This is a genomic window from Burkholderia sp. Ap-955, assembly GCF_011753045.1.
In the GTDB taxonomy this organism is placed as follows: Bacteria; Pseudomonadota; Gammaproteobacteria; order Burkholderiales; family Burkholderiaceae; genus Burkholderia; species Burkholderia lata_D.
The window spans coordinates 58,413-85,330 of the sequence record NZ_VWWH01000021.1 but is presented as its reverse complement, the minus strand read 5'-3'; the positions used below and the strand labels follow the sequence as shown (position 1 = coordinate 85,330).

Genomic DNA, 26,918 nt, shown 5'->3' with positions numbered 1-26,918 from the left:
GATATAAAAACAGCGCGCCTCGACGCAGGCATCGCCGTGCATGCATAGAATGATGCGGCGGGCTTGCGGGCCACGTGGGCGCGTGAACCGGTTTCGCTGGTTTCCATAGAGGAAGGGACAACTGATGAACAAAGTCTATCCAAGCGCGGCTGCCGCGCTGGAAGGGATCGTCCGTGACGGACAGACCTTCGCGGTGGGCGGCTTCGGCCTGTGCGGAATTCCCGAGGCACTGATCGCGGCGTTGCGCGATTCGGCCGTCAAGGGCATCACCTGCATCAGCAACAACGCGGGCGTCGACGGTTTCGGCCTCGGCCTGCTGCTGGAAACGCGCCAGATCAAGAAGATGATCTCGTCATACGTCGGCGAGAACAAGGAGTTCGAGCGCCAGTACCTGGCCGGCGAACTCGAGCTCGAATTCACGCCGCAAGGCACGCTCGCCGAGAAGCTGCGTGCGGGCGGTGCGGGCATCCCGGCGTTCTTCACGAACACGGGCTACGGCACCGTGATCGCGGAAGGCAAGGAAACGCGCCAGTTCGGCGATCGCCACTACGTGCTCGAGCCGTCGCTGACGGCCGATGTCGCGCTCGTGAAGGCCTGGAAGGCCGACAAGTCCGGCAACCTGATCTTTCGCCGCACCGCGCGCAACTTCAACCCGATGTGTGCGATGGCCGGCAAGATCACCGTCGCCGAGGTCGAGGAGATCGTCGAGAACGGCGCGCTCGATCCGGACCACATCCATACGCCGGGGATTTTCGTGCAGCGCATCGTGCTGAACGCGACGCCCGAAAAACGCATCGAACAACGCGTCGTACGCGCGAAAGGAGACTGACATGGCCTGGAATCGTGACCAGATGGCCGCGCGCGCGGCGAAGGAACTGCAGGACGGCTTCTACGTGAACCTCGGCATCGGCTTGCCGACGCTCGTGGCGAACCACGTGCCGGAAGGCGTCGAGGTGTGGCTGCAGTCGGAGAACGGCCTGCTCGGCATCGGCCCGTCGCCGACCGAAGACGAAGTCGACGCCGATCTCATCAACGCCGGCAAGCAGACCGTCACGACGCTGCCGGGTTCGTCGATCTTCTCGTCGGCCGATTCGTTCGCGATGATTCGCGGCGGCCATATCAACCTCGCGATCCTCGGCGCGATGCAGGTCAGCAAGCAGGGCGACCTCGCGAACTGGATGATCCCCGGCAAGATGATCAAGGGGATGGGCGGCGCGATGGATCTCGTCGCCGGCGTGAAGCGCGTGGTCGTGCTGATGGAGCATGTCGCGAAGGGCGACCAGCACAAGATTCTCGAGGAATGCAACCTGCCGCTGACGGGTGTCGGCGTAGTCGACCTGATCATCACCGATCTCGGTGTGATCGAAGTGACGCCGTCCGGCCTGAAGGTTCTTGAACTCGCCGACGGCGTGAGCGCCGACGAGATCCAGGCGAAGACGGGCGCGCCGCTCGACGTCAGCGCGGTCGCATAAGGTTCCGCGCGTCGGCGCGGCTTCGACGCCCCGCATGCCGGACGACGGCATGCGGGGCGTTTGTCATGGTGTCCTCCGTCAGGCCGATTGTCGGGTGCCCGGCGAGCGGACCCGTGCGGCTGAAGCGGTTTACAATCGTTTGCATCGGGCGTCGCAAGCGTTGCCCCGCGCGTCGCCCCCGTTCGACAGGATGCCAACGATGCCAACGACCCCAGCGAATTCCCAGGTTCCTCGCCAGCGGCGTGTGCAGTGCGCGAGTGCTGCCGGCCTTCACCACGTCGCCTACACCGAGTGGGGCGATCCCGCCAACCCGCGCGTGCTGGTCTGTGTGCATGGGCTGACCCGTTCAGGGCGCGATTTCGACCGGCTTGCCGCGGCGCTGTCCGACACGTATCGCGTCGTCTGCCCCGATGTCGTCGGGCGCGGCCAGTCGGACTGGCTGGCCGATCCGCGGCTCTATGCGATCCCGCAATACGTGTCCGACATGGTGACGCTGATCGCGCGGCTCGACGTCGAATCGGTCGACTGGTTCGGCACGTCGATGGGCGGGTTGATCGGCATGGCGTTCGCGGGGCTGCCGGGTTCGCCGCTGCGCCGGATGATCGTCAACGACGTCGGCCCGCGCATCGAACCCGATTCGCTGACGCGCATCGGCGAATATCTCGGCGTGCAGCCGCGCTTTGCGACCCGGCAGGAGGGCATCGACTATCTGACGTCGCTGTCACTGCCGTTCGGGGCGCTGACCGCCGACGAATGGCGCGAGATCAACGGGCCGCTGCTGCGCGAACTGCCCGAAGGGGGCTGGACGGTTCGCTACGATCCGCGCATCGCCGAACCGTTCAAGGCGACGACGCCCGAATTGGCGGCGCTCGGTGAGGCCGCGCTGTGGCACGCGATCGAGACGACGAACGCGTCGCTGCTCGTCGTGCGAGGCGAGGCGTCCGACCTGCTGTCGCGCGAGACGGTGGCCGACATGGAGCGTCGCGGCCGGCATGTGACGCATGCCGAGATCCCAGGGGCGGGCCACGCGCCGGCGTTCATCGATGCAAGCCAGATTGCCCTCGCGCGGCGGTTTTTCGTCGAAGGCGGCGCATAAACGCGTCATAATATGCGGTTCAGCGGCACGCGGGCCGTGCCGCCGCCCGAATCTCCATCCACTTACGACCGGAACATTCCATGGCAGTCATTCGTCACCACGTCGGGGCCCGTCTCTCCGAAACCGCGATCCACAACGGTACCGTGTATCTGGCCGGCCAGATCGCCGAAGACACCACACAGGACATCAGGGGCCAGACGCGCGAAGTGCTCGGCCACATCGATCGCCTGCTCGCCGAAGCGAACAGCGACAAGGCGCATCTGCTGTCGGTGCAGATCTACATCTCGGATCTGGCGAACTTCGAAGGCATGAATGCGGAGTGGGACGCATGGGTCGCGCACGGCAACACACCGCCGCGCGCCACCGTCGAGGCGAAGCTCGCGGATCCCGCGCTGCTCGTCGAGATCGTGGTCGTCGCTGCGCAGCGGAGCTGAACCTGACCCGACGATGATCGCATTCCGCCAGGCCGAGCAATGACCGAGTCCGTTTCCGCATCCCCTGTCGCGGCGCCGTCGTTCGACGACGTGCTCGCGTTCGTGCGCGAGCGGGCCGGCGAAGTGCGCCTGTCGTCGGGCGAACTGCTCGCCGATCACTCGGCGGGCACGGCGTCGATCATGCGCACGCTGAACGTCGATCCGTCCGCGATGCAGGCGGCCGCGCTGTTCGTGCTGACGCCACACCTGAGCGACCCCGAGCGTGAGCTCACCGAGCGTTTCGGCGACGAAGTGGCGCGGCTCGTATCCGACGTGCGCAAGCTGTTGCGGCTCGGTACCGTCAGCCTGCGCGCCGCGCAGAACGCGGGGTCCGACGCGGGGCGCGATGCGGCTGAAGAGCGGCGCACGCAGATCGAGGCGCTGCGCAAGATGCTGCTTGCGTTCGCGCAAGACATCCGCGTGGTCCTGATCCGGCTCGCGTCGCGCTTGCAGTCGCTGCGCTACTACGCGGCCGCGAAGATCGACCCGCCGCCCGACGTCGCGCGCGAGACGCTCGAGATCTATGCGCCGCTCGCGAACCGTCTCGGCATCTGGCAACTGAAGTGGGAGCTCGAGGATCTCGCGTTCCGCTTCGAGGATCCCGTCACCTACAAGCGGATCGCGAAGCTGCTCGACGAGAAGCGCATCGAGCGCGAAGCGTACGTCACGCAGGCGATCGACCGGTTGCAGCAGGAGCTGGCGGATGCGCACATCCAGGCCGACGTGAGCGGCCGGCCGAAGCATATCTACAGCATCTGGCGCAAGATGCGCGGCAAGGAACTCGACTTCTCCGAGCTGTACGACGTGCGCGCGTTTCGCGTGATCGTGCCGGACATCAAGGATTGCTACGCGGTGCTCGGCATCGTGCATCACCTGTGGCAGCCGGTGCCGAAGGAATTCGACGACTACATCTCGCGGCCGAAGCCGAACGGCTACAAGTCGCTGCACACGGTCGTGATCGGCGACGACGGCCGCGCGTTCGAAGTGCAGATCCGCACGCAGGAGATGCACCGTTTCGCCGAGTACGGCGTCGCCGCCCACTGGCGCTACAAGGAAGCCGGCGCGCGTGGCTACGGCGGCCAGTTCTCGGCAAGCGACAAGTACGACGAGAAGATTGCATGGCTGCGCCAGCTGCTCGCGTGGAAGGATGACGTCGAGGACGGCGCGGAAAAGTCGGGCGACAAGGCGTGGGCGCAATTGCGCGAGACGTCGCTCGACGACGATCACATCTACGTGCTGACGCCGCAGGCGCGCGTGATCGCGTTGCCGCAGGGCGCCACGCCGGTCGATTTCGCGTACCACCTGCACAGCGAGCTTGGCCATCGCTGCCGTGGCGCACGCGTCGACGGCGCGATGGTGCCGCTCAACACGCCGCTCGCAAACGGCCAGACGGTCGAGATCGTCGCGGTGAAGGAGGGCGGACCGTCGCGCGACTGGCTGAACCTGCAGCTCGGCTATATGAAGAGCCCGCGCGCCCGTCAGAAGGTGCGGGCGTGGTTCAACTCGATCGAGCAGGAAGAAAACGTCGCGCATGGCCGCGCGCTCGTCGAAAAGACGCTGCAACGCGAGGGCAAGACGTCGGTCAGCCTGGATAATCTCGCCGCGAAGCTCGGCTTCAAGTCGCCCGAGGAGCTGTTCTCGGTCGTCGGCAAGGAAGAGTTCAGCCTGCGCAATGTCGAGCACGCGCTGTCCGACGCGCCGCCGCCCGAACCGGCGCCCGAGGCGCCTGCCGATTTCGAAAAGCGCAGCAGCGGCGCCAGCGTGGCGCATGGCGCGTCGACCGGTGTGCTGGTCGTGGGCGTCGACGCGTTGCTGACCCAGCTGGCGCGCTGCTGCCGTCCGGCGCCGCCCGATCCGATCAGCGGTTTCGTCACGCGCGGCAAGGGGATGTCGATCCACCGCACCGATTGCCCGACATTCCGCCGGATGGTCGAGCGTGCGCCGGAACGCGTGCTGCAGACGACCTGGTCGGCCGACGTGCTCGGCGGGCGCGGTGCGTCCGTCTATCCGGTCGACCTGATGATCGAGGCGAGCGACCGGCAAGGGCTGCTGCGCGACATCTCCGAAGTGTTCGCGCGCGAGAAGATGAACGTCGTCGGCGTGAAGACGCAGAGCCGCCGCAATGCGGCATTCATGCAGTTCACGGTCGAGGTGTCGAACTCGGCGCAAGTGCAGCGCGCGTGCACGTTGCTTGGTGAGGTGCAGGGCGTCGTGCGGGCGGGGCGGAAGGCGTGATGTGGGGTTCGAACACCGTTATTTTGCTGCGACCGCATAAAAATACTTGCCAAGCGGGTAACGGCTCCATATAATCTTAGCTTCACTAGGCTCGTAGCTCAGCTGGTTAGAGCACCACCTTGACATGGTGGGGGTCGTTGGTTCGAGTCCAATCGAGCCTACCAACGAATTGAGAATGCCCGGTCTCCGGGTGTTCGATGTAGCAAATAACTCAACGCGAACAAGGCGAATACGGTTATGACACCGCGAACGTTGACCGAAACTTTTTCGGAGCGACGCTAGTCGAGGAACCCTTTCGCCCTTTTAGTTTGAGTGAAGTATCGAATGCGGCCCCTCGAAAGCGGGGCCGCATTTTTTTTGTCGCGACATTTTCCCGCGTGATTTTTATATCGCGTACCTGGTCTGCCGCCCACTGTCGGCATCACGGAGATTGCTATGGTTTCGATACGCTTGCCTGACGGCTCAGTTCGACAATACGAGCATCCGGTGACAGTTGCCGAGGTTGCAGCCTCGATCGGTCCCGGCCTTGCGAAGGCTGCGCTTGGTGGCAAGCTCGATGGCGAGCTCGTCGATACGTCGGCCGTGATCGACCGCGACGCGTCGCTCGCGATCGTGACCGACAAGGATGCCGATGGCCTCGACATCATCCGTCACTCGACGGCGCACTTGCTCGCGTACGCGGTGAAGGAACTGTATCCGGACGCGCAGGTGACGATCGGCCCGGTGATCGACAACGGCTTCTATTACGACTTCTCGTACAACCGTCCGTTTACGCCCGAAGATCTGGAGAAGATCGAAAAGCGCATGCAGGAGCTCGTGAAGAAGGACGAGCCCGTGACGCGCCGTGTCGTGTCGCGTGACGAAGCGGCGGGCTACTTCCGCAGCATCGGCGAGAAGTACAAGGCCGAGATCATCGAATCGATTCCGCAAAGCGACGAAATCAAGCTGTATTCGCACGGCGGCTTTACCGATCTGTGCCGTGGCCCGCACGTGCCGTCCACCGGCAAGCTGAAGGTCTTCAAGCTGATGAAGGTCGCCGGCGCGTACTGGCGCGGCGATTCGAAGAACGAGCAGCTGCAGCGCATCTACGGCACGGCCTGGACGAAGAAGGAAGACCAGGACCAGTACCTGCACATGCTCGAGGAAGCGGAAAAGCGCGACCACCGCAAGCTCGGCAAGCAGCTCGACCTGTTCCACATGCAGGAAGAGTCGCCGGGCATGGTGTTCTGGCATCCGAAGGGCTGGGCGCTGTGGCAGCAGGTCGAGCAGTACATGCGCCGCCGCGTGAACGAAGCCGGCTACCTCGAGATCAAGACGCCGATGATCATGGACCGCTCGCTGTGGGAGGCGTCGGGTCACTGGCAGAACTACCGCGAGAACATGTTCACGACGGAGTCGGAGAAGCGCGACTACGCGATCAAGCCGATGAACTGCCCGGGCCACGTCCAGGTGTTCAAGCACGGCCTGCGCTCGTACCGCGACCTGCCGCTGCGTTACGCGGAATTCGGTTCGTGCCACCGCAACGAGGCGTCGGGCGCGCTGCACGGCCTGATGCGCGTGCGCGGCTTCGTGCAGGACGATGCGCACATTTTCTGTACGGAAGACCAGTTCATCTCGGAATCGATCGCGTTCAACACGCTGGCGATGAGCGTGTACAAGGACTTCGGTTTCGATCACATCGACATCAAGCTGTCGCTGCGCCCGGAGCAGCGCGCGGGTACGGACGAGACGTGGGATCGCGCCGAGCAGGGCCTGCGCGACGCGCTGACGGCGTGCGGCCTCACGTGGGAAGAGCTGCCGGGTGAAGGCGCGTTCTACGGTCCGAAGATCGAGTACCACATCAAGGATGCGCTCGGCCGTTCGTGGCAGTGCGGCACGCTGCAGCTCGACATGGTCCTGCCGGAGCGCCTCGGCGCCGAGTATGTCGCGGATGACAGCAGCCGTCGCCGTCCGGTGATGTTGCATCGTGCAATCGTCGGTTCGATGGAGCGTTTCCTCGGCATTTTGATCGAGCACCACGCTGGTGCGATGCCGGCCTGGCTCGCGCCGTTCCAGGCAGTTGTGCTCAATATCGCCGAAAGTCAGGCCGAATATGCGCAATCTCTGGCCCAATCGTTGCAAAAACAAGGGGTTAGAGTGACGGCCGATTTGCGCAATGAGAAGATTAGCTATAAAATACGCGAGCACACGCTGGAAAAGGTGCCTTATCTCCTCGTCGTGGGGGATAAGGAGCGTGATGCGCAAACGGTAGCCGTGCGTGCCCGTGGCGGCGTCGATCTTGGCGTGATGCCGGTCGAAGCCTTCGTTGAGCGTCTGCAGGAAGACCTGCGCTCGTTCAAGTAACCGCCCTGGCAGCGCGGCTCGTTTTTTTAATTTTTAGAGGAAACGTAACATCGCTACTGATAAGTCGTCGCACCGCATCAACGGTGAAATCACTGCGCCGGAAGTGCGCCTGGTCGGGATCGAGAACGAACCGCTCGGTATCGTAAAACTCGCTGATGCTTTCCGTAAATCGGAAGAACTGGATGTTGACCTGGTGGAAATCGCGCCGCAAGCGGTTCCCCCGGTTTGCCGTCTGATGGATTACGGCAAGTTCAAGTACCAGGAGTCGAAGAAGCAGCACGAAGCGAAGCTGAAGCAGAAGGTCATCCAGGTCAAGGAAGTCAAGTTCCGCCCGGGTACCGATGACGGTGACTACAACGTCAAGCTCCGCAATCTCGTGCGCTTCCTCGAAGAAGGCGACAAGACGAAGATCACGTTGCGTTTCCGCGGCCGCGAAATGGCTCACCAGGAAATCGGTATGCGGATGCTTGAGCGTCTGCGCACGGATCTCGAGGAAGTCGGCCAGGTCGAGCAGATGCCGAAGATGGAAGGGCGCCAGATGATCATGGTGCTCTCGCCGAAGAAAAAGAAGTAACGGGCCCGCGCGCGTCGCGCGCAGGTTCGCAGAGGTTCGGCGCGTTGCCCGGTCAGGGCGGCGCGCCAGCAATGACGGCGGCTGCGCAAGCGGTTCGCCGTACACAAGTGGACTGGGTTTCGAAGGGCGGGTCAAGGGCGCAAGCCAACCGCACACCCATCGCCATCTAATAAACTGGAGTTGTTCGTCATGCCTAAGATGAAGACCAAGAAGAGTGCTGCAAAGCGCTTCGTGGTGCGTCCGGGCGGTACCGTCAAGCGCGGTCAAGCCTTCAAGCGTCACATCCTGACCAAGAAAACCACGAAGAACAAGCGTCACCTGCGCGGCGCAACGGCAGTTCATGATTCCGATCTGAACTCCGTCCGCGCGATGCTGCCGTTCGCGTAACCCCTAACTGATACTCTAAGGAGAGAAACATGCCTCGAGTCAAACGTGGGGTAACCGCACGGGCCCGCCACAAGAAGATCATCAACCTGGCCAAGGGTTATCGCGGCCGCCGCAATAACGTCTACCGCATCGCCAAGCAGGCGGTGATGCGCGCTGGTCAGTACGCGTACCGCGATCGCCGCAACAAGAAGCGTGTGTTCCGCGCACTGTGGATCACGCGTATCAACGCGGCAGTTCGCCAGCACGACATGACCTACAGCGTGTTCATCAACGGCCTGAAGAAGGCGTCGATCGAACTCGACCGTAAGGTTCTGGCCGACATGGCGGTGTTCGACAAGGCTGCTTTTGCTGCGATCGTCAAGCAGGTGAAAGCCGCCGTTGCAGCCTAATTGCGAAATTAGCACTGCGTGGTTAGTTGCAGCGAGGTTCCGGTAGTCTCGGCCGCTGCAGCGAAAACGGGGCTCTTCCGAGCCCCTTTTTTGTTTGGTGGGCGATTTCGCTCGCCAAGACCGAATGACGTTGGAAATGATGGGATCTATGGATCTGGACCAGATTGTCGCCGACGCGCAGCAGTCCTTCGAACAGGCTGCCGACATCACCACGCTCGAAAACGAGAAAGCACGATTTCTCGGCAAATCGGGTGCGCTGACCGAGTTGCTGAAGGGCCTCGGCAAGCTCGATCCCGAAGCACGCAAGACCGAAGGCGCACGCATCAACGTCGCGAAGCAGCAGGTTGAAGCCGCGCTGACCGCACGCCGTCAGGCGCTGGCCGACGCGCTGCTGAATCAGCGCCTCACTGCCGAAGCGATCGACGTGACGTTGCCGGGCCGCGGCGCCGGTGCAGGCAGCCTGCACCCCGTGATGCGCACGTGGGAGCGTGTCGAACAGATTTTCGGCTCGATCGGCTTCGATGTGGCCGACGGCCCCGAAATCGAGACCGACTGGTACAACTTCACGTCGCTGAACAGCCCGGAGAACCATCCGGCGCGTTCGATGCAGGACACCTTCTACGTCGAAGGCAAGGATGCCGACGGCCGCCAGCTGCTGCTGCGCACGCACACGAGCCCGATGCAGGTGCGTTACGCGCGCATGAACCGTCCGCCGATCAAGGTGATCGCGCCGGGCCGCACGTATCGCGTCGATAGCGATGCGACCCACTCGCCGATGTTCAATCAGGTCGAGGGGCTGTGGATCGACGAAAACATCAGCTTCGCCGACCTCAAGGGCGTCTATACCGACTTCCTGAAAAAATTCTTCGAGCGCGACGACATCCTCGTGCGCTTCCGTCCGTCGTATTTCCCGTTCACGGAACCGTCGGCCGAGATCGACATGATGTTCGAGCAAGGCAAGAACGCCGGCAAGTGGCTCGAGATCTCCGGTTCGGGGCAGGTGCATCCGACCGTGATTCGCAACATGGGCCTCGATCCCGAGCGCTACATCGGCTTTGCGTTCGGCAGCGGCCTCGAACGCCTGACGATGCTGCGCTACGGCGTCCAGGATCTCCGGCTGTTCTTCGAGAACGACCTGCGTTTCCTGCGCCAGTTCGCGTAACGCCGCGCGCCGCGCCGACCTGTGCCCGTGCACGCCCCGACGGATGATCCGACGGGGCCCGGGCGTCGATCTAACCTGTTTCGAACGTAGACATCCATGCAATTCCCTGAATCCTGGTTGAGAACCTTTGTCGACCCGCAGCTGACGACCGACGAACTGTCGCACGCGCTGACGATGGCGGGGCTCGAAGTCGAATCGCTGAGCAAGGCTGCGCCGCCGACGTCGAAGATCGTCGTCGGTCGCGTGCTCGAAGTCGTCAAGCATCCGGATGCGGACAAGCTCAATGTCTGCCAGGTCGACGCCGGCACCGGCGCGACGCTGAATATCGTCTGCGGCGCACCGAATGTCGCGCCCGGCATCAAGGTACCGGTCGCGCTGGTCGGCGCGGAACTGCCGCCGGCAGAAGAGGGCGGCAAGCCGTTCGCGATCAAGCTGTCGAAGCTGCGCGGCGTGGAGAGCCAGGGGATGCTGTGCTCAGCGCGCGAGCTGAAGCTGTCCGAGGATCACAGCGGCCTGCTGGTGCTGCCGGAAGACACGCCGGTCGGCCAGGACATCCGCGAGACGCTGAACCTCGACGACACGATCTTCGAAATCAAGCTGACCCCGAACAAGGCCGACTGCCTGTCCGTGTTCGGCATCGCCCGCGAGACGGCCGCGATCACCGGCGCGCCGCTGACGCCGGTCGACATCCGCCCGGTGCGCGTCGAGCTCGACGAAACGCTGCCGGTGCGCATTGCCGCGCCCGATCTGTGCGGTCGCTTCTCGGGTCGCGTGATCCGCGGCGTGAACGCACATGCGAAGACCCCGCAGTGGATGATCGAGCGCCTCGAGCGTTCCGGCCAGCGCAGCGTGTCGGCGCTCGTCGACATCTCGAACTACGTGATGTTCGAGCTCGGCCGTCCGTCGCACGTGTTCGATCTCGACAAGATCCACGGCGGCATCGAGGTGCGCTGGGGCAAGCGCGGCGAATCGCTGAAGCTGCTCAACGGCAACACGGTCGAACTCGACGAAACGGTCGGCGTGATTTCGGACGACCGTCAGGTCGAAAGCCTGGCCGGCATCATGGGCGGCGACAGCACGGCCGTCACGCTCGATACGACCAACATCTACCTGGAAGCCGCATTCTGGTGGCCGGACAGCATCCGCGGCCGTGCGCGCAAGTACAACTTCTCGACCGATGCGGCGCATCGCTTCGAGCGCGGCGTCGACTACGCGACGACCGTCGAGCACGTCGAGCGCATCACGCAACTGATTCTCGAGATCTGCGGCGGCAAGGCCAGCCCGGTCGACGATCAGTCCGTGAACCTGCCGCAGCGCGCGCCGGTGAAGATGCGCGTATCGCGCGCGAACCGCATCATCGGCGTGCAGATTGGCGCCGACGAGATCGCCAGCATCTTCACGCGCCTCGGCCTGCCGTTCGAGCGTGAAGACGACGCATTCCTCGTCACGCCGCCGTCGCATCGCTTCGACATCGAGATCGAGGAAGACCTGATCGAGGAAGTGGCGCGCATCTACGGCTTCGAAAAGATCCCGGCGCGTCCGCCGGTCGCGACGAGCGAAATGCGCGCGACCAACGAGACGCGGCGCTCGATCCACGACATCCGTCACGCGCTCGCCGCGCGCGATTACGCGGAAACCGTCAACTTCAGCTTCGTCGATGCGGAGTGGGAGCAGGATTTCGCGGGCAACGACCATCCGATCCGCCTGCTGAACCCGATCGCGAGCCAGCTGTCGGTGATGCGCACGACGCTGTTCGGCAGCCTGATTTCCGTGCTGCGCCACAACCTGAACCGCCGCGCGGATCGTGTGCGCGTGTTCGAGGCTGGCCGCGTGTTCCTCACCGATACGGCGGCGAAGGCCGGCGAGCTGACGGTCGAGGGCTACGTGCAGCCGAAGCGCGTCGGTGCGCTTGCCTATGGTCCGGCGCTCGACGAGCAATGGGGCACGGCGACCCGCCCGGTCGATTTCTTCGACGTGAAGGGGGATCTCGAGGCACTGCTCGCGCCCGCGACCGCACGCTTCGTGAAGGCAGAGCATCCGGCCCTCCATCCGGGCCGCAGCGCGCGCATCGAAGTCGATGGTCGTGCGGTCGGCTGGATCGGCGAACTGCACCCGCGCCTGATGCAGAAGTACGAACTGCCGCACGCGCCGGTGATGTTCGAGGTCGACGCGGACGCACTGATTGCGCGTGCGTTGCCCGCGCCGACCGACGTATCGAAATTCCCGCCGGTTCGTCGCGATATCGCCGTTGTCGTCGATCAGGCGGTCGAGGTTCAGGCACTTTTCGACGAAATGAAGAAGGCGCTTGCCGAAGAGGCCTGCCGATTCGTTCAGAAGGTTGTACTCTTTGACGAATTTCGTGCAAAATCAAATACTTCCGGTGGTCTTGCCGCGCACGAGAAGAGCCTTGCCTTCCGCGTGACGCTGCAGGACGCGGCTGGCACGCTACAGGACGAGGTCGTCGATCAGGCGATCCAGACGCTGGTCGAGCGGATGGCTCGTGCCGGTGCGCGTCTGCGCGGCTAAGGGGGAGGTCCGCCCGCTTGCGGGCGGCCTTTTCCGATCGTAAGTTTTGATTTAACGCGCTGTATGGCAGATATGAACGACATGACCTCGAGTGAATTCGAAGCCCTCCTGACGGCGCAACGCAGCGCCATGAACCGCGACGCTTCGGCGCCGGCGTCCACCGAGACGCCCACGCTGACGAAGGCGGAACTGGCGGAGCTGCTGTTCGACAGCGTCGGGCTGAACAAGCGTGAAGCGAAGGACATGGTCGAGGCGTTTTTCGAGGTGATCCGTGACGCGCTCGAAAACGGCGAGAGCGTCAAGCTGTCGGGGTTCGGCAATTTCCAGTTGCGCGACAAGCCGCAGCGTCCGGGCCGCAATCCGAAGACGGGCGAGGCGATTCCGATCGCGGCCCGCCGGGTGGTAACCTTCCACGCGAGCCAGAAGCTGAAGGCGCTGGTCGAAAACGGCGCGGAGTAAGCCCCGCGCGCTGACGTCTCCGCGCGGCCGCCGCGCACCCTTTACCGACGGTTAACCGACGATGACCACTACGGTTGAGAAAGTCGTCTTGCCTCCGATTCCCGCGAAGCGCTACTTCACGATCGGTGAAGTCAGCGAACTGTGCGGGGTCAAGCCGCATGTGCTGCGTTATTGGGAACAGGAATTCACTCAACTGCGGCCGGTGAAGCGGCGTGGCAATCGTCGGTATTACCAGCACCATGAAGTGCTGCTGATCCGGCGGATTCGCGAGTTGCTGTACGAGCAGGGATTCACGATCAACGGCGCGCGCAACAGGCTCGATTCGCCGGCCGGCGAGCGGGCCGCGGCGGCACCCGTCGAGCCGGAGGCGCCGGCCACCGATGCACGCACACCGGGCAAGCCGGGCGCGACCGTCGACGTCATTGCATTGCGGCAGGCGCTGCTCGACGTGCTCGACGGATTGAAGCACGACTGAGTAACCGTCTTCCGAGTCAAGCGCGAAGCGAAGGATGAAATGAAAAGCCCGGTTGGCAGCGTGCCACCGGGCTTTTTTCATGCGTGCCGTGTGCGTTTCAGCGTGACGCGAGCGGGTTCTTCTGCCCCATGTCGACGACCAGCGTGCCGTCCGGCAGCATCCGCACCGAGCCTTGCGCGACCTGGCTGCGGTAGCCGTACAGGTCGAAACGCATCGGGCCGGCCTCGGCCGAATTCCGGATCAGCGCGCGCACGTTCAGTTCGAGCACGTTGAACATCTTCATGTCGCCGCCTTCCATCCACATGTAGCTCGGTGCATCGATCTGCGGCCGTCGCGGCGCGGGCGTGCCTGCCATGCGCCTGAACGTGAGGCGCAGCCCGTCGCGTTCGACCGTTGCCTGTCCGAGCTTGCCGTTCAGCACGGGTGGCGGGAACACGGTGTACTGGTCGAGCACGAGCGTGTCGCCACGCAGTTCCGCGCCGCGACGCTGCAACGGCGTCAGCGAAGCGAGCTCGATACCGAGCGAACGCAGCAGCTTCGCCTGCGGGATGCCGAGCACCGACACCTGGGATGGCTTGAACGCGAGATGCCGGTCATCGAGCACGGACAGCGTGCCGTTCATGTCGGTCGGCAGCCAGACGCCCGGTACGTGGTTCCACAGCTTGATGCCGCCCTGGACGCGCAGGTTCGTGCCGTCCGCGCTCAGTTGCAGGTCGTTGAGCGAGCGCGGCGAGTAGTCGAGCAGATAGTTGTTGAAGAGCGCTGACATTGCCTTCCACGACTCGACGACGGTTCCGCCCAGAATGCGGATGTCGTACTGGTTCGGATCGTCGAGATTGACGGGTTCGCCGGGCCGCTTCGATACGAGTTCCACGTCGAGGTCCTCGACGTGAAAGCCGATATCCCCGGACAGGTTGAAGTCGACGTTGCGCAGATGGATCGTCGGGTTGCGGTTCGACACGTGCCGTTCGTTGAACGGCGTGGTCGACGTGCGCCGCATGGCGACCTTCTGCATGCCGGGGTGAGCGGTGTTCGCCGCGAGTGCGTAGGCTTCCCAGTGCTGGCGTATGTCGCGCAGCGCATTCTGTTGCGCGGCGAGGAAGCTGTCGTTCAGGCGCGCGGTCGCGCTGCCGAGCAACGCGCCGCTGGCCGGGCCCGCATACGACGGCATCCGGATCGCCATCGCGCCGCTTTCGTCGAAATTGAAGTAGCCGGCCGATACCTGGTCGCGATAGTGATACAGGTCGAACACGAAAGTCTGGTCGCGCTTCGTGGAATCGACCGGACCGATCAGGATGTCCGCGTTCATCGGCATCGAGCGCATGAACTTCACGTCGCCGCCGCGAATGTACATCGCTTGCTGCGGCGCGTTCGCGGGCATCGCGAAGCCGGCATGCGTGCCGTCGTCGAGCTTCAGGTCGAGCCCGGCCGGCGTCACGCGCAGCGCGGTGATCGTGAGCTTCAGGCGCGGCGGCGGCATCAGCTTGTCGACCGACATCACGAGATCGTCGCCGGCGAGTTGCGCGATCGGCGTCTGGACTTTCAGCAGGTCGGCCATCTTCACGTTGGCCGCGCGCATCACCGGCTGCGCGTTGATGCCCGATACGCGCACGCCCGTCGGATGGAACACGAGCTGGCTGCCGTCACGGATCGCGAGGGTACCGGTCAGCGAGAACGGCACCCAGCCGTCGCGCTGCATCTCGCCTTGCAGATGGATCACGCCGTCGCCGGCCGACACGGCGAGCTTGCGCAGCGGCGCGTTGCGGTAGCCGAAGATGTACGTGTTGAAGAGGGCGGTGAGCTTCGCGTCGTCGAGCGTGACCGTGCCTTCATGCACGTCGATCTGGAAACTGGTCGGATCGTCGAACACGATCGGCGCGCCGGCTTGCGTCGGTACCAGCGTGGCCGACAACTGATGGATGAAGAAGCCGAGGTTGTTGACGATGCGGAAATCGACGTCGCGCAGGAACGTCATCGCGCCGTTCTGGCCCGAGTCGCGCAGCGTGAACGGGCGCGGTTGCGTGAGGCTGATCGATGCGAGCGACGGCACGGTGCGTGCGACCTGCTGCTCGCGGGCGAGGCGTTCGGCCTTGGTGCGTTCGATCTTCGTCGACGCGACCGACGTGTTGCCGTCACGCTGCGCGGATGATTCCGCGCAACCGGCGCACAGCAGCGCGAGCGTCAGCACGCCGCAGCCGAACACGCGGAATGTCCCGGGCGAGATGGGGCGGGCCGCACGTGGCGGGCCGGAAATCCAATCGAAAATTGCCAAAGGCGAGCGATGGCCGCGCCGGACCGCATTCCGCATCGTCTGTCTCCATGTCTTGTCGTGATCGACGGCGGCGCGCGCCACTGCACGGCGCGAGCGTCGATGCCGTGCAGTGTGGCATAGCGCGCTAGAGCGGCGTTACCAAACAACGGGCGCCGGGGCGCGGCGGTCCGGCGGGCTGCGGGACAATGGATTCGCGGTGGTTGGGCGGCGGGCTCAAACGGTCGTTTGGTTTGCGCGGCCCGTCGTCGGCGAATGCTTCTGCGACCTGGAAAATCCGTCGCAGCCTTCGCCAATGCGGGTTTCGCCGGATGCGACGGGCAGCGGCCGCGGCGGTCGAAGCGGGGATGCGATCCGGCCCCGTCGCAGCACCCCGCGGGTCGGTCAGACCAGCATGTGCTGCCGGATTGCGTTCAGCGTCGCCTGGTCGAGTTGGAGCCCGTTCGCGATATACGACGTCATCGAGCCGTACGACGCGGTGACCTGGTCGAATGCCGCCTGCAGATAGTCGGTGTGTGCGCCTTGCAGCGCGGTCATCATGTCCGCTGCATTTTGCCCGCCGGCTTTTTGTGCCTGGGCGACTGAAGCGGCGATTTCCGACGCGCTATAGACGTTCGTCAGCAGATAGTCGGCGAATATCGTCTGCTCGGACGCGCCGAGGATCGTGTGCAGGATCGCGGTTGCCCAGCCCGTGCGATCCTTGCCGGCCGTGCAGTGGAACACCAGGTTTGCGCCTGAGCCAGCGAAGCCGGTGAAGAGCGCGTGATAGCTGGCATGCGCAGCGTCCGACGTGACGAACGCGCGGTACATGCTCGACATGAATGCCGTCGCCGTGGCGCCGGTGGTCGGAATCGGATCGATGCTGGCAGCCCCGAGCACGTTGAGGTTTTGCCAGGTGGCGCCGGCCAGCGGCACATCCGGTTGCGTCTTGATCTCGGCGGGCGTGCGCAGGTCGCAGACCTGCCTGATGCCGAGCGTGCCGACGGTGGCGATGTCCGCGGCCGACAACGCGAGCGCGGATGAACGATAGATCACGCCTTTTTTCATCCTGGCGCCGCTCGTTGTCACGTAGCCGGTTCCGTCCGGCCCGGCCGTGTCGCGAAAATTCGATGCGGAACTCAGCCGCGGTGTCGTGATCGGCGCGACCGAAATCGAGTCGCCTCCGCATGCCGACAGAAGCGATGCGCTTCCGAGCGCCACGCCTATCGTGCCGGCACCCAGCCGGAGAAAATGTCGACGGGTAATTTCGTTTTTCTGATGCATTCAATGCCCTGTGTCGAAGACGGTTACAAGAGGTCGCGACTGCGGGGTTGACCGAAGTCGCCCATGTCTCACGCGACGCGGCAAAGCCGGGGCGGCCGGATCGATCGGCATGCAGTCGGACGGTCCGCCCATGCGCATCGATCTCGCGCCGGGTAACCGCACGGTAGCGATTTGCGGCGAACCGGCCATCGTCCTTTTCGATTAGGTCGGAATGCGGGTTGCCGGTGTCGGCTGCGCGTTGTCGACAGGTAGGATCGGCGGCGGCAGCGAGGTAAGATCGGCATCAGTGGCTGTATCGACCAAAGCAAAGTAGCCATCACGGGGAAACGTCATGGATCTCAAGGAAGTCGACGTACTGGGTGCGGGCGTGGGCGATCACTGGTACTACGCGTCGAAGGCGAGTGCGATCCGTCGGTTCCTGGGGGTGCCAGGCGCGAACCGGATACTCGATGTCGGTGCAGGCTCGGGCTTTTTCTCGAAGCACTTGCTGGAGCGTACGCAGGCGACGGAGGCGTGGTGTGTCGATACGAGCTATGCCGACGATACCGACGGCGAGGCGTCCGGCAAGCCCATCCACTTTCGGCGATCCGTTGACCGATTCGACGCCGATCTCGTGTTGCTGATGGACGTGCTCGAGCATGTCGACGACGATGTCGGTCTGCTCACGCAGTACGTCAGGGGCGCGCCTTCGGGCAGCCGCTTCCTGATCACGGTTCCCGCGTTCCAGTTCCTCTGGAGCGGTCATGACGATTTTCTCGAGCACAAGCGCCGATATACGCTCGGCAGTCTCGAGGACGTGGTGCGTCGCTCGGGGCTTGACGTCGAGCACGGCGCCTATTATTTCGGTCTCACGTTTCCGCTTGCGGCAGCGTTGCGGCTCGGCGAGCGGGTGCGACGGCAGCCGAGCGAGCCGGCGTCGCAATTGCGTCGTCACCATCCGTTCGTCAACGGCCTGCTCAAGTCGATCTGCCGGATCGAGTTGCCGATCTTCCGCTTCAACCGCGTCGCCGGGCTGACAGTCATCTGTGTTGCGCGCAAGCGGTGAATGCGATGCGGGGCCGTGTGGCCGGCGCGCGAATCGTCCATGCCACGCGCGTCGTTGCTCGCATCGGCGCCTTCACGCCAAAAAATTTCACAAGAATATTCACAAAATGCATGCGACCCGTTCTAAATCGGAAAACTGTCTGTTATAATTTTTTTCTTTCGGGGCGTAGCGCAGCCTGGTAGCGTACCTGCATGGGGTGCAGGTGGTCGGAGGTTCAAATCCTCTCGCCCCGACCAAGTAAAATCAAGCACTTAGCTTGGCACGAAAGACCGGCGAAAGCCGGTCTTTCTGTTTTTCCCCCTACTTTTCCATCTACCGCACCGCTCACTGGTGGTTCGTTGCGGATTTTTGATCGGGCGGTGCCACGCGCCGATGCATGCAATCAAGTGCAACGGGCCGCTGAGTCCATTGCCTGCATGTCCCGCGTCCGTCATTCGAGTGACCGAACGTCAGCTTTTCCGTCAGTCCTTCCATATCTCTCGGTCAAAGCCGAGCTACCCAATGACTCCGGCGACAGCTCGTCCGTCGCAGGTGCATCCGTCTAAGCGACCTCGCCGATGCCGTGGCATCAATCGGCTATATTGGAAATGCCTTTAGGAAAACAACGTCAGGCGGGGGTGCCATGAATAACGATAGCTACGGCAAGTCGGGGCCGGCATGGGGAATAGCCGCTGGATTGATTTTGGCGATTGTCGGGTCGAGCATGGGGCTGTTCCCCAAGCTTCTGCATAGCTCTGGCGCCCTGAACGATTTCGTTGCGGCCGGAGTAACGATGGTCGGGATTTTCCTTGTTGTCTACGCAATCCACGAACTGCGCAGGAACCGCCATCGCTAATTGGCCGAGCGTTCTTCGCAGGTGCCTACGAGAAGGTCGTCAACGATTATTTCACCTGCCGAGCGGCCAGCGCGCAAAGCATCGAGTCCATCGGCAAACAGCTTGCCATGGTCGTCAGCCAGCCGAATGGGTGCTAAGAAGAACGATGGCACATTCGTTGCTCGAATCTGGACTACTGCAATGTATCCACGTGGGGCGTCGTCATCGAGCGTCACATCGAATCCGGCCGCGCCGACTTTGTGTTCGCAGCGAACGTCGATCGTATATCCACGGTAGGTGTACTCGGTGGTCATGTTTGCCTCGCTGCGAGTGGGGCACCGTTCAAAAGTTTGCACGCGGAAGTATAGCCACGCGACCCCGAACTGCGAGATGAATCTTGCCTATGCGGACCAGTCGCTGCTATAGGCCAACTCGATGATTTTCTTCGTAGGAATACTTGCCCGGAGTTGGGCGATGGCGTCGTGACGGAACAACTTGCATCGAGCGATCTCATTACTCGCTTGCGGCCTCAGGTCTGCCAAGAGTTCACCAATAAACACATGATGCAATTTTGATAGGCCGCCGAAGTGCATCACGTATTTCAGATCCAAGCCGACTAGGCCAGTTTCCTCCTGAAGTTCGCGGTGTGCGGCTCCCAGCGGTGTCTCGCCAGTCTTAATTGTGCCGCCGGGCAGCGCCCATCGCGACGCAGCGCGGGCGACTAGTAAGACGCGCTGCCCCTGGACGCACACAACTGTTGCGCGTTCTTTGATGGGGGCAAGATCGGATTCTGGGCTGCTCATGAAGTCTGAGGGTCGAATGTTTTTAGTACTTTAGTGCTGCGATGTAGGGCGATCGTAGTGGGAGAGCTGCGGAGTCGATCGATGTGAGCGGTGGTTGTCCTCGGTCTGTAGCAATAGCGATTCAGGCGTTGGGCGTAGGTTCGTGTGCCCAAGCCGTGTCATGCAAGGCGCAAGTGCCGCTGCACCAGTGGGGTGACGGTTGCACCGGTGGAGGCGCGAGCGTGCTCATGTGATGAGGAAAAGTTGCTTTGGTGACCCGAGTTTACAGCGGCCCGGACGGGGCCGCTCGAAGTTCACGATCCGGCTAATTGTCGTCGATGGCACGCGGTGGCAACCAGCCAAAGGTGACCATTCCGACTGGTTCGAATTGGCAAAAATCTGACAATTGCTGCTACCGTTATACGAGAAGAGGCACATCGCTACGGTTTCGATGTTGAAGGTTGTCAAGGCTCTTGACAGCCTAGATTAACGCGATCCTTAAAGTGAAAAATCTCTGCACAAACTTCAGTGAGGACGCAATATGCCCAAGAATGGCCACAATCCAGAGCGAAAGCAACTCGACGTCGAGCTACATCACGAACAATTTGGGCGACTAGGATCTGGCATTCTGCGTTTCGGAAGTAATCAATGGGCCTGCGTTAATCTCTCGATCTCAGATAATGCTCCAGAGTTGCGCGTAGACGGCGCGAAATTTGATCTCGTTAAGGCCGTAACAAACGAAGGAACGACATTTAGTCTTTGCGAATGCGAGGCTAACGGTATTGCACTTTACGCAAACTATGTGATCGATGGCGACTTGAGCAAAGTAGAGTTCGACTCAATTTATGTGCGGTACAGCGACGTATCTGAGTGGTTTCTCCGCTGGAGGACAGTTGATGGCTCAGTTGGTGAAACGCTTACTTGGAAGCGGATTCCGAAGGATATCGACGTCACCGTCAAAACCGACGAAGAGCACTTTGACCTGCGAAGTGAATATCGTGCCTCTCGCAGTCAACGGGGTGAGGATTTGGTCCTACATGAACATATTGAGTTCGTATTTTCGGCGAAGACCAGCCAGTTCGGGCTCGCAGATGTGAAGGCTAAGACACACGAACTCTCGTGTCTGCTATCCATTTTACTTGCCTATCCGGCTACCATCGTAAATGTCATGGTCACGTCGGAATCCGGCCGATCCCATAGAGTCCATTTCCCGACGTTCAAGCGCCCCGAGCGAGACAAAGATGATCATAGCTTCTGGCTTCAATGCTTTATCCAGCAGCCTGCTTTGGACGGCCGGTGGCAGTCAATCGTCGACCATTACTACCAATCCAAATACAGAAAGGTATGTTGGGTACGATTGGCCGGCATGCAGCGATACGACGGATTTTGGGAATACAAGGCGTTGGGATACGTCAGTCTATTGGATAGCTATCTGGCTATTCGATTTGATGGGGAGAAGTCCTCTGAGTCTCAGCCGCCGTCTGCGAAGAGGATGAAAAAATTCCGCTTGAATCTCGCTAATGAGCTACCGGACATGCTGGATGAACAACGAGATAAGATTGTTGAGATCGCAAGCGGAGCATTTGCATCAGATAACCTAAATTTGGAAGGCAAGTATCGGCGAGCGATTGCGGCTACAGATGTTGATATTATGAAAATAATAAATATGTCGGAGGCTGAGTTTGCTCTGATCAAGAAGGTCCGCAACAGCGTGGCGCATGGAGATGATCACGGTTTAGAACAGGAGCAGTTCCCTATCGTAATTCGGGCTGAGTCAAAAATTGCGCTGCTCCTGACTTATTGGGCATTCTTGGACTTTGGGCTCACGACTGAGGATTTTATCGATTGCCTGAAGTATACGCATAGCAGGCTTAAGCTCGCTGCTGCGATCGATCGCGTTCATATGGATCGCGTTACTGGAGCTGCCGAATTTTTTCCTGTGACGGGGGAGAAGCTTCAGCAGCTCCGCGCTATTAAGGGTTTGCGAGTTTATGGCTGTTGTGTCGAAGACGAAAAGGGGGAGCTTGCATTTTCTGAAGAATTCACCAGAAAATATAATGATTGGATACATGATGTAACCAAGACTTCGGGGATACAAGATCCCGAAAAAATATTTGGTGTCAGTAAGGAGCAAGCCAGGTTCGTGGCGCAAGGTTACTTCGAGTTTAACGACGAGCGCCTTGATGTCCATAATATCTGGATTATCAAGAAAAGCGGCAATTTGAAGTAGAAGTGATCATGATTTACACCGACTAGCATGAATATAGATCCGACTGCTTCGATCCAGCTGGATTTGACCGCTTTGGCTTGCGGATTCAACCCGTCCATGCTACTAGCGAAGGTGTGGTGCGTCCGGGGGAAGCAACTGGATTGTCTGCAATCAATTGCAAGTCAATAACCGGCAGATCAAGCTGAGGCGGCGCGATCACGTACGCGCATGATGACTTGGCGTGCGACTCCATACTCTTTGGCAAGTGCGTAGATCGTCGCACCGTGCGCGAGGCGTTGCCGCACTTCTACCTGTTGTTCTTGGGATAGCGCTGAGGGGCGGCCCAGCTTGCGGCCTTCGGCCCTTACGCGCTGCAAACCTGCTTGCGTCCTCTCGATCAATAGATCGCGTTCGAATTGTGCGACGGCGGTTAGGACGCCCATCGTCATCTTTCCAGCGCTTGAAGTTAGATCTACGCCGCCGAGGGCGAGACAATGCACGCGCACACCCGTATCGGCAAGCCTACGAACGGTTTGTTGCACATCGATAGCGTTGCGGCCGAGTCGGTCGAGCTTGGTGACGACGAGTACATCACCTTCCTCGATGCGGTCCAACAGCTTCTGGAATCCAGGGCGGTCGATGACGGGCACACTGCCACTAATATGCTCGCTGATCGTGCGTTTTACCGTCACTTCGAAGCCCGCCGCCTTAATCTCGGCGATCTGATTTTCGGTGTGTTGGTCGGCCGTACTGACGCGGCAATAGGCAAAGACGCGACTCATGGTGACTCTTCTGGAGTTTTGCAACTGATTGCAAGACCATCGTAAAAGCACGGGGTACTAAAACGTAATTCAATTTTAGTACATAGGTACGAAAACTAAAGGCCTAGTTTACGTACTTCATGTCGACCGAAGGCGTCCATGTGTACGCAACCGGTCGTATTCGTACATGCCCGAACGCCGGCACTGGTTGGGAGGAATGACCGCGTGCTCGCCGTAGGGTTACATTTGGGAGGGGGAGCGCTACAGTGAGTCGGCCGCAATCAAGTACACCAGTGCCGTTTGTCGCAACGCCCGCGTGTCATCCAAGCTCTCCTTCATCGGACGAATCAGTCCTTCCAGATTTCCCGATCCAGGCTGAATTGCTCGATCACGCCTTCGACAAGCTGTCGCTGATAGGCCGACAGGCCCCGTAAACGACTGACGAGTTCAAGCTCTTCTGGTGTTGGCGTGATTGCTTTCTCCGCTTTTGCCTGCTGAGGTGGCTTGGGCGGGCGCTTCATATCCGTGACGCCAAACCGAAGCCACTGCTCGGAAACATTCAGCCATGCGGCAAGCGTTTTGATCTTGTCGATGGTCGGGCGAGCGGCCCCCGTCAGCCATTTCTGTGCGGCTTGAGGTGTGATCGGCTCGGCCGGATGGCGAAGATTGAACTGGATAGCCAGTTCCGACGCAGTCTCGATGCGTTTCGGGCTGCGTTTCAGGGCCTGCTTGAGGCGGGCCGCGAATTCTTTTTTCTCGTCTGAATCAGGCATGCCCCAAGTCTCGGGCACGCCGAACTTGCTCTGGAAACCACTTGGTTGTTTATTTTAACCAATCGGTTCTAAACTAAGACGACTGGCAGTGACACATCCGGCAAGCAGTTGTCGGCGTGCTGCCAATCAAGACGAATTACGACGGCTTACCCGGACTGAGTTCGTCTCGTGCAATTGATTGCAGCGCAATGCCGGCTCGCGGATGCCATCGACCCGGGCTCGCCACCGTTGCCTTGACCCCGGAGCTAGCCATGAAGATGAAAATCTATGAAAAGAAGAGGCCGCATCCGCTTGCCGTCAAGGAACCGTCGATCCATGCGCCACTGCTGAAGTTCCTCGCCGCATCTTGTATCGCCGGGGTGCTCAGTTTTGCGATCGAGTTGATCACGGGGGTGCCTGTATACGCACCACTGCCCAACGCAACTGCCACCGGCACCGAATGGCATCCAGGTGGCGCGAAGGACGCGGTACGCCTGTATTCGATGTACCCGGATGACGTGACGTTTTCGTCGCTGCGCCAAGGGAATGGTGATGTGACTTGCATCGTTGCGACCGGTACTTGGAGTGTCGGGGCACGCGAAACGCGCCGATTTGTCTACGATTCGACCGGTCTGTCGTCCGATTCTAGCCACTACCACAAGGCCTGTGACCAGAGCTAATTGCTTGAATTTGGGGCATGGGCTGGCGCAACATACTTGCACGATGGTCTTCGCGAGTATGTTCGGTGTCCGTCAACAGGCCAGACAGATGTCTGGCACGCGTGATGTAGTCCGCTCCTAATCAATCGCATGCAATCGAGTGCAGAAAGGGGAGCCCTTTCTATTTGGACGCTGTCTGGCATGAGTCGATGCAACCCGCCAAAGTATCGCGAATGCCTCCACTGCCGGATCGACCGGCACGCGTTCCTTTTCCACGGGTGGTGGCTTTTGCTCACCGTTACTGGATGTGTTGTCTTCAATTGTCAAGGCCGTCTCCGTTTCGGAACGTCGCCTTATAATTTCACTTTCGACTTTGACATTGAGTGCGTCAATCACCAACGACATCAATGCAATTGATTGCAGAAATCACGTGATGCCGTGCTTCGTGCGGCCGTGACCCTCGTCTCTTCTTGATGCGACAGATCGTGTCTACGAAAGTGTCCGTCTGCAATATGACTCTTCACTAACGTCGGGGGGAACTGCCATGGTGCTTGATTTAACCAGTAGGCTTCTTGCAGGCAATTACCATTGACCGCTCGTTTGTCTTCGCCCCGAACAGTCCACCGCCACCGGCGCCGACGGTTGCTGTACTTTCATCGCTTCGGTCGAGTACGTCATAGCCGGCTGTCTTGCATAGATTGCCAGCGGCCTCGAAACATTTGTCCCATCCCCGAGCTAGGCCGCTGCAATTGAGGGCAAAGGCAGGACGCCCGTCGGGAGCGTAGCTTTCATGGACAGTGGCGCACGATGCGAGCGTCACACACAGAGCGAGCATGCAAGTTGTTTTCATTGTTTCCCCGCTCGTGATTCGACTGTCGCACCACATTGGTTGCTGGGACTGTAGGAATGTGCGCTTTGCCGGGAGTGCATCGAATGAACTAGCTCGGAGGAGCGCGGCACACTAGCAAACTGTATCGGGTGTCTTGGCCGCTGGGGCGATTGGATCGTCGTCGCAGGCATCAGCCTTGATCCACCGGAACAGCGACGTGCGTGGCATCGACAGTCCGACATTTTTCATTGGCAACTTACACTTAGGTACCCCAATGGTCAAAAGCAATCGTGCAATCAAGTGCAGCAAGCGTAGCAGTCTGAGTGTTGCCGTACCGATATCACAGGACTGAGCAAAAAACAGTCGCACGACTAGCGACGTTGGTCCGTGCCGCGCCTAGGGCGTCCGTATTTCCACACTATAGTCGCCGATGCTGACGTAATCCACGACGTAGTGCTTTCCCCAAAGCGATGATTGCGGTCGACGGTCTACATTGTGACTATCGAGCGCTTTCATTGCATGATGCGATTGACTCGCTCCAATCGCGTGGAAGACCCCGGGGGGCGATATGGATTGCTCAGTGACGCAATGCCTGGCCTTTGGCGTGGTGTTGACTGTTGCATTGCCACGAGCTTGGTCAAATGGGTCTAGCGACTTGCCTTTGTCGTCGGGCCTGGAATCCATTTGGGGCTACCCGATGGTCAAGCCGAAGAAGGCCGTGCACAGAAATCGCTCAGAGGCGAGCGGCTCGGTGGGCCTCAACACCGACGCCAGATACCGATTGCGGCGGCACAACAGGCGGTCCGCACGATCCACCATACCCGCCCAAACCCCCGAATCCGCTGGAATAGATTCGTGCTGGGGGGCGTGGTCACTCGATCGATCCGCCTCTTAGGGGCAAGCAATTGCGAGCACTCTCGTCGGCACAATTAATCACAATCCATCGGGGCGCACATGACAATTATCAAGCGGGCGTGGCGGGGAGAAGAACGGCTAGCAAAGGTTTGGTGGGTAATTGGTGTGCCTCTAAACATAGCCCTCGCCGCGTTCGATCGGGGTGCCGTCACGGGTGCGTTTGGGCCGTCGGCTGATCCGTCTAGCGATCCAGCCACGGCGTTATTTATCGTACTCGGAACTTCGTTTGCTGTATGGGGTGGATGGGCATATGCGGCTTGGCGTTGCGCGTCAAATGTCGACCGACCTATTTGGAGCTGGGTCGCGCGGGGCTTGCTCATAGTCAACTTTGCATATGGGCTGATCATCCTGGGGGCGACAGCGCAGCAACTACACGATGCTTGGAAGCTCCGCGTCCCGCAAACTGATCCGACCCAGTTGCAATTCGCGCAAGTTCCGCAAGGCTCCCAAAGTAATCAGACTGTAGAAACGACGCTTCGATCAGCGGCCTCCCCACAACCTGATGCTCTTGCGCTAACCACTGTGCCATCTGTCGATGGGAAGTCGTCTGCAACTGTCTATTTGGATAGTCGCTGGCGGGCAATTACGCCGCCGTCAAACGCGCGTCCCGGTGTGAAATATCTCGAATACGAAGGGCTGCACGAAGTGGCGATCTTCGATTTCACGCAAACGAATCAAACGCCGGAGCAAGTTAGTCTTGACACTATAGCGTCGCTATCGGGATTTGCCGTAGGTGCAAAGCCATTTTCGGCAGAACTGAGTGGTCATACAGTTTGGTTTGCCGATATGACAGGAAAGGTTCGAGGTTTATCTCAGTACTTGAGGCTGTATGTATTTAGAAATGCAAGCGGAAAGATGTGGCAGATATTAATGGTGAGCGCTTACCCGGTCGATCAAAGGTTCAACGAACGGGCGGACGCGTTTGCACGAGCAGTTGCGACATCCGATTGATTACACTGGCGCTTCCCGTTAAGGGTTATTCGAGGGTGGTGTCTGTTGTTACTTGCAATTGAGTGCAGGGACGACCTC

Annotated in this window: 24 protein-coding genes and 2 tRNA genes; 20 read left to right on the top strand and 6 right to left on the bottom strand. The window is 60.8% G+C overall.

What is annotated here, in order from left to right; genetic code table 11:
• The first annotated feature begins 124 nt into the window (after window positions 1-124).
• The 14 genes from F3J15_RS14770 (at window position 125) to F3J15_RS14705 (ending at window position 13,591) form a co-directional block, all read left to right on the top strand.
• Window positions 125-829, top strand: a complete 705-nt coding sequence (locus F3J15_RS14770) for a CoA transferase subunit A (protein WP_069247801.1) — start codon at window positions 125-127, stop codon at window positions 827-829.
• A gap of 1 nt (window position 830) precedes the next feature.
• Window positions 831-1,472 carry a CoA transferase subunit B gene (locus F3J15_RS14765; RefSeq protein ID WP_021162427.1) on the top strand — a complete coding sequence of 214 codons (642 nt, stop codon included), beginning with the start codon at window positions 831-833 and terminating at the stop codon, window positions 1,470-1,472.
• A 199-nt stretch (window positions 1,473-1,671) separates the two neighbouring features.
• Complete coding sequence (locus F3J15_RS14760; protein ID WP_166891960.1) at window positions 1,672-2,568, top strand: alpha/beta hydrolase; 897 nt, start codon at window positions 1,672-1,674, stop codon at window positions 2,566-2,568.
• Between the two features lie 80 nt (window positions 2,569-2,648).
• Window positions 2,649-3,002 carry a RidA family protein gene (locus F3J15_RS14755; RefSeq protein WP_069247804.1) on the top strand — a complete coding sequence of 118 codons (354 nt, stop codon included), beginning with the start codon at window positions 2,649-2,651 and terminating at the stop codon, window positions 3,000-3,002.
• A 39-nt stretch (window positions 3,003-3,041) separates the two neighbouring features.
• The gene (locus F3J15_RS14750) at window positions 3,042-5,276 is read left to right on the top strand and encodes a bifunctional (p)ppGpp synthetase/guanosine-3',5'-bis(diphosphate) 3'-pyrophosphohydrolase (RefSeq protein WP_166891949.1); all 2,235 of its coding nucleotides are present in this window, start codon (window positions 3,042-3,044) and stop codon (window positions 5,274-5,276) included.
• An 87-nt stretch (window positions 5,277-5,363) separates the two neighbouring features.
• Window positions 5,364-5,440 (top strand) — tRNA-Val (locus F3J15_RS14745).
• Window positions 5,441-5,711: 271 nt separating this feature from the next.
• Window positions 5,712-7,619 (top strand): threonine--tRNA ligase, encoded by a 1,908-nt coding sequence (gene thrS, locus F3J15_RS14740; RefSeq protein WP_069247806.1) that lies wholly within the window; start codon window positions 5,712-5,714, stop codon window positions 7,617-7,619.
• Between the two features lie 49 nt (window positions 7,620-7,668).
• Window positions 7,669-8,193 carry a translation initiation factor IF-3 gene (infC, locus tag F3J15_RS14735; protein WP_071734130.1) on the top strand — a complete coding sequence of 175 codons (525 nt, stop codon included), beginning with the start codon at window positions 7,669-7,671 and terminating at the stop codon, window positions 8,191-8,193.
• A 189-nt stretch (window positions 8,194-8,382) separates the two neighbouring features.
• Window positions 8,383-8,580 carry a 50S ribosomal protein L35 gene (gene rpmI, locus F3J15_RS14730; RefSeq protein WP_004191477.1) on the top strand — a complete coding sequence of 66 codons (198 nt, stop codon included), beginning with the start codon at window positions 8,383-8,385 and terminating at the stop codon, window positions 8,578-8,580.
• A gap of 29 nt (window positions 8,581-8,609) precedes the next feature.
• On the top strand, window positions 8,610-8,969 hold the full coding sequence (gene rplT / locus F3J15_RS14725; RefSeq protein WP_004192938.1) for a 50S ribosomal protein L20: 360 nt from the start codon (window positions 8,610-8,612) through the stop codon (window positions 8,967-8,969).
• Between the two features lie 148 nt (window positions 8,970-9,117).
• Window positions 9,118-10,131 carry a phenylalanine--tRNA ligase subunit alpha gene (gene pheS / locus F3J15_RS14720; protein WP_006486107.1) on the top strand — a complete coding sequence of 338 codons (1,014 nt, stop codon included), beginning with the start codon at window positions 9,118-9,120 and terminating at the stop codon, window positions 10,129-10,131.
• 96 nt (window positions 10,132-10,227) lie between these two features.
• Window positions 10,228-12,657 carry a phenylalanine--tRNA ligase subunit beta gene (gene pheT / locus F3J15_RS14715; protein WP_166891946.1) on the top strand — a complete coding sequence of 810 codons (2,430 nt, stop codon included), beginning with the start codon at window positions 10,228-10,230 and terminating at the stop codon, window positions 12,655-12,657.
• A gap of 72 nt (window positions 12,658-12,729) precedes the next feature.
• Complete coding sequence (locus tag F3J15_RS14710; protein WP_006486093.1) at window positions 12,730-13,116, top strand: integration host factor subunit alpha; 387 nt, start codon at window positions 12,730-12,732, stop codon at window positions 13,114-13,116.
• Window positions 13,117-13,177: 61 nt separating this feature from the next.
• Window positions 13,178-13,591: a MerR family transcriptional regulator gene (locus F3J15_RS14705; protein WP_089445474.1), complete on the top strand. Its 414-nt coding sequence runs from the start codon at window positions 13,178-13,180 to the stop codon at window positions 13,589-13,591.
• Between the two features lie 97 nt (window positions 13,592-13,688).
• Here F3J15_RS14705 and F3J15_RS14700 read toward each other — a convergent pair whose 3' ends face one another.
• Window positions 13,689-15,899 carry a hypothetical protein gene (locus F3J15_RS14700; RefSeq protein WP_166891943.1) on the bottom strand — a complete coding sequence of 737 codons (2,211 nt, stop codon included), beginning with the start codon at window positions 15,897-15,899 and terminating at the stop codon, window positions 13,689-13,691.
• Between the two features lie 345 nt (window positions 15,900-16,244).
• The gene (locus F3J15_RS14695; protein ID WP_345891551.1) at window positions 16,245-17,060 is read right to left on the bottom strand and encodes a tyrosine-protein phosphatase; all 816 of its coding nucleotides are present in this window, start codon (window positions 17,058-17,060) and stop codon (window positions 16,245-16,247) included.
• Window positions 17,061-17,454: 394 nt separating this feature from the next.
• Between F3J15_RS14695 and F3J15_RS14690 the strand changes: the two genes are divergently transcribed.
• The 3 genes from F3J15_RS14690 to F3J15_RS14680 all read left to right on the top strand — a co-directional run bounded on the left by F3J15_RS14690 (window position 17,455) and on the right by F3J15_RS14680 (window position 19,003).
• Complete coding sequence (locus F3J15_RS14690; protein ID WP_089445477.1) at window positions 17,455-18,168, top strand: methyltransferase domain-containing protein; 714 nt, start codon at window positions 17,455-17,457, stop codon at window positions 18,166-18,168.
• Window positions 18,169-18,327: 159 nt separating this feature from the next.
• A tRNA-Pro gene (locus tag F3J15_RS14685) sits at window positions 18,328-18,404 on the top strand.
• Between the two features lie 386 nt (window positions 18,405-18,790).
• Entirely contained in the window at window positions 18,791-19,003 is a 213-nt protein-coding gene (locus tag F3J15_RS14680) for a hypothetical protein (RefSeq protein WP_166891938.1), read from the top strand.
• Here the strand turns inward: F3J15_RS14680 and F3J15_RS14675 are convergent.
• On the bottom strand, window positions 19,000-19,296 hold the full coding sequence (locus tag F3J15_RS14675) for a hydrogenase maturation factor (protein ID WP_166891935.1): 297 nt from the start codon (window positions 19,294-19,296) through the stop codon (window positions 19,000-19,002). The genes F3J15_RS14680 and F3J15_RS14675 overlap by 4 nt on opposite strands.
• An 87-nt stretch (window positions 19,297-19,383) precedes the next feature.
• Window positions 19,384-19,785: an NUDIX hydrolase gene (locus F3J15_RS14670; protein WP_166891933.1), complete on the bottom strand. Its 402-nt coding sequence runs from the start codon at window positions 19,783-19,785 to the stop codon at window positions 19,384-19,386.
• 520 nt (window positions 19,786-20,305) lie between these two features.
• Between F3J15_RS14670 and F3J15_RS14665 the strand changes: the two genes are divergently transcribed.
• Entirely contained in the window at window positions 20,306-21,994 is a 1,689-nt protein-coding gene (locus F3J15_RS14665) for a HEPN domain-containing protein (protein WP_166891931.1), read from the top strand.
• 176 nt (window positions 21,995-22,170) lie between these two features.
• Here F3J15_RS14665 and F3J15_RS14660 read toward each other — a convergent pair whose 3' ends face one another.
• Both F3J15_RS14660 and F3J15_RS14655 read right to left on the bottom strand, forming a co-directional pair.
• Window positions 22,171-22,755 carry a recombinase family protein gene (locus tag F3J15_RS14660; protein ID WP_166891929.1) on the bottom strand — a complete coding sequence of 195 codons (585 nt, stop codon included), beginning with the start codon at window positions 22,753-22,755 and terminating at the stop codon, window positions 22,171-22,173.
• Window positions 22,756-23,081: 326 nt separating this feature from the next.
• A complete protein-coding gene (locus F3J15_RS14655; RefSeq protein WP_166891927.1) occupies window positions 23,082-23,507 on the bottom strand; it encodes a transcriptional regulator in 426 nt (141 codons plus the stop codon).
• 251 nt (window positions 23,508-23,758) lie between these two features.
• On the opposite strand from F3J15_RS14655, the gene F3J15_RS14650 reads away from it, so the two are divergent.
• Together F3J15_RS14650 and F3J15_RS14645 are read left to right on the top strand one after the other, a co-directional pair.
• A complete protein-coding gene (locus F3J15_RS14650; RefSeq protein ID WP_166891925.1) occupies window positions 23,759-24,166 on the top strand; it encodes a hypothetical protein in 408 nt (135 codons plus the stop codon).
• A gap of 2,035 nt (window positions 24,167-26,201) precedes the next feature.
• On the top strand, window positions 26,202-26,840 hold the full coding sequence (locus F3J15_RS14645; protein WP_166891923.1) for a hypothetical protein: 639 nt from the start codon (window positions 26,202-26,204) through the stop codon (window positions 26,838-26,840).
• The last annotated feature ends 78 nt before the right edge of the window (window positions 26,841-26,918 follow it).

Coding starts and splice junctions, on each gene's coding strand:
- F3J15_RS14765 (WP_021162427.1), top strand. CDS start 831: ATGGCCTGGAATCGTGACCAGATGGCCGCGCGCGCGGCGAAGGAACTG.
- rplT (WP_004192938.1), top strand. CDS start 8,610: ATGCCTCGAGTCAAACGTGGGGTAACCGCACGGGCCCGCCACAAGAAG.
- F3J15_RS14705 (WP_089445474.1), top strand. CDS start 13,178: ATGACCACTACGGTTGAGAAAGTCGTCTTGCCTCCGATTCCCGCGAAG.
- F3J15_RS14755 (WP_069247804.1), top strand. CDS start 2,649: ATGGCAGTCATTCGTCACCACGTCGGGGCCCGTCTCTCCGAAACCGCG.
- F3J15_RS14690 (WP_089445477.1), top strand. CDS start 17,455: ATGGATCTCAAGGAAGTCGACGTACTGGGTGCGGGCGTGGGCGATCAC.
- pheS (WP_006486107.1), top strand. CDS start 9,118: ATGGATCTGGACCAGATTGTCGCCGACGCGCAGCAGTCCTTCGAACAG.
- F3J15_RS14655 (WP_166891927.1), bottom strand. CDS start 23,507: ATGCCTGATTCAGACGAGAAAAAAGAATTCGCGGCCCGCCTCAAGCAG.
- F3J15_RS14660 (WP_166891929.1), bottom strand. CDS start 22,755: ATGAGTCGCGTCTTTGCCTATTGCCGCGTCAGTACGGCCGACCAACAC.
- F3J15_RS14650 (WP_166891925.1), top strand. CDS start 23,759: ATGAAGATGAAAATCTATGAAAAGAAGAGGCCGCATCCGCTTGCCGTC.
- rpmI (WP_004191477.1), top strand. CDS start 8,383: ATGCCTAAGATGAAGACCAAGAAGAGTGCTGCAAAGCGCTTCGTGGTG.
- F3J15_RS14675 (WP_166891935.1), bottom strand. CDS start 19,296: ATGACCACCGAGTACACCTACCGTGGATATACGATCGACGTTCGCTGC.
- F3J15_RS14680 (WP_166891938.1), top strand. CDS start 18,791: ATGAATAACGATAGCTACGGCAAGTCGGGGCCGGCATGGGGAATAGCC.
- thrS (WP_069247806.1), top strand. CDS start 5,712: ATGGTTTCGATACGCTTGCCTGACGGCTCAGTTCGACAATACGAGCAT.
- F3J15_RS14770 (WP_069247801.1), top strand. CDS start 125: ATGAACAAAGTCTATCCAAGCGCGGCTGCCGCGCTGGAAGGGATCGTC.
- F3J15_RS14670 (WP_166891933.1), bottom strand. CDS start 19,785: ATGAGCAGCCCAGAATCCGATCTTGCCCCCATCAAAGAACGCGCAACA.
- F3J15_RS14760 (WP_166891960.1), top strand. CDS start 1,672: ATGCCAACGACCCCAGCGAATTCCCAGGTTCCTCGCCAGCGGCGTGTG.
- F3J15_RS14750 (WP_166891949.1), top strand. CDS start 3,042: ATGACCGAGTCCGTTTCCGCATCCCCTGTCGCGGCGCCGTCGTTCGAC.
- F3J15_RS14665 (WP_166891931.1), top strand. CDS start 20,306: ATGCCCAAGAATGGCCACAATCCAGAGCGAAAGCAACTCGACGTCGAG.
- pheT (WP_166891946.1), top strand. CDS start 10,228: ATGCAATTCCCTGAATCCTGGTTGAGAACCTTTGTCGACCCGCAGCTG.
- F3J15_RS14710 (WP_006486093.1), top strand. CDS start 12,730: ATGAACGACATGACCTCGAGTGAATTCGAAGCCCTCCTGACGGCGCAA.
- F3J15_RS14700 (WP_166891943.1), bottom strand. CDS start 15,899: ATGCGGAATGCGGTCCGGCGCGGCCATCGCTCGCCTTTGGCAATTTTC.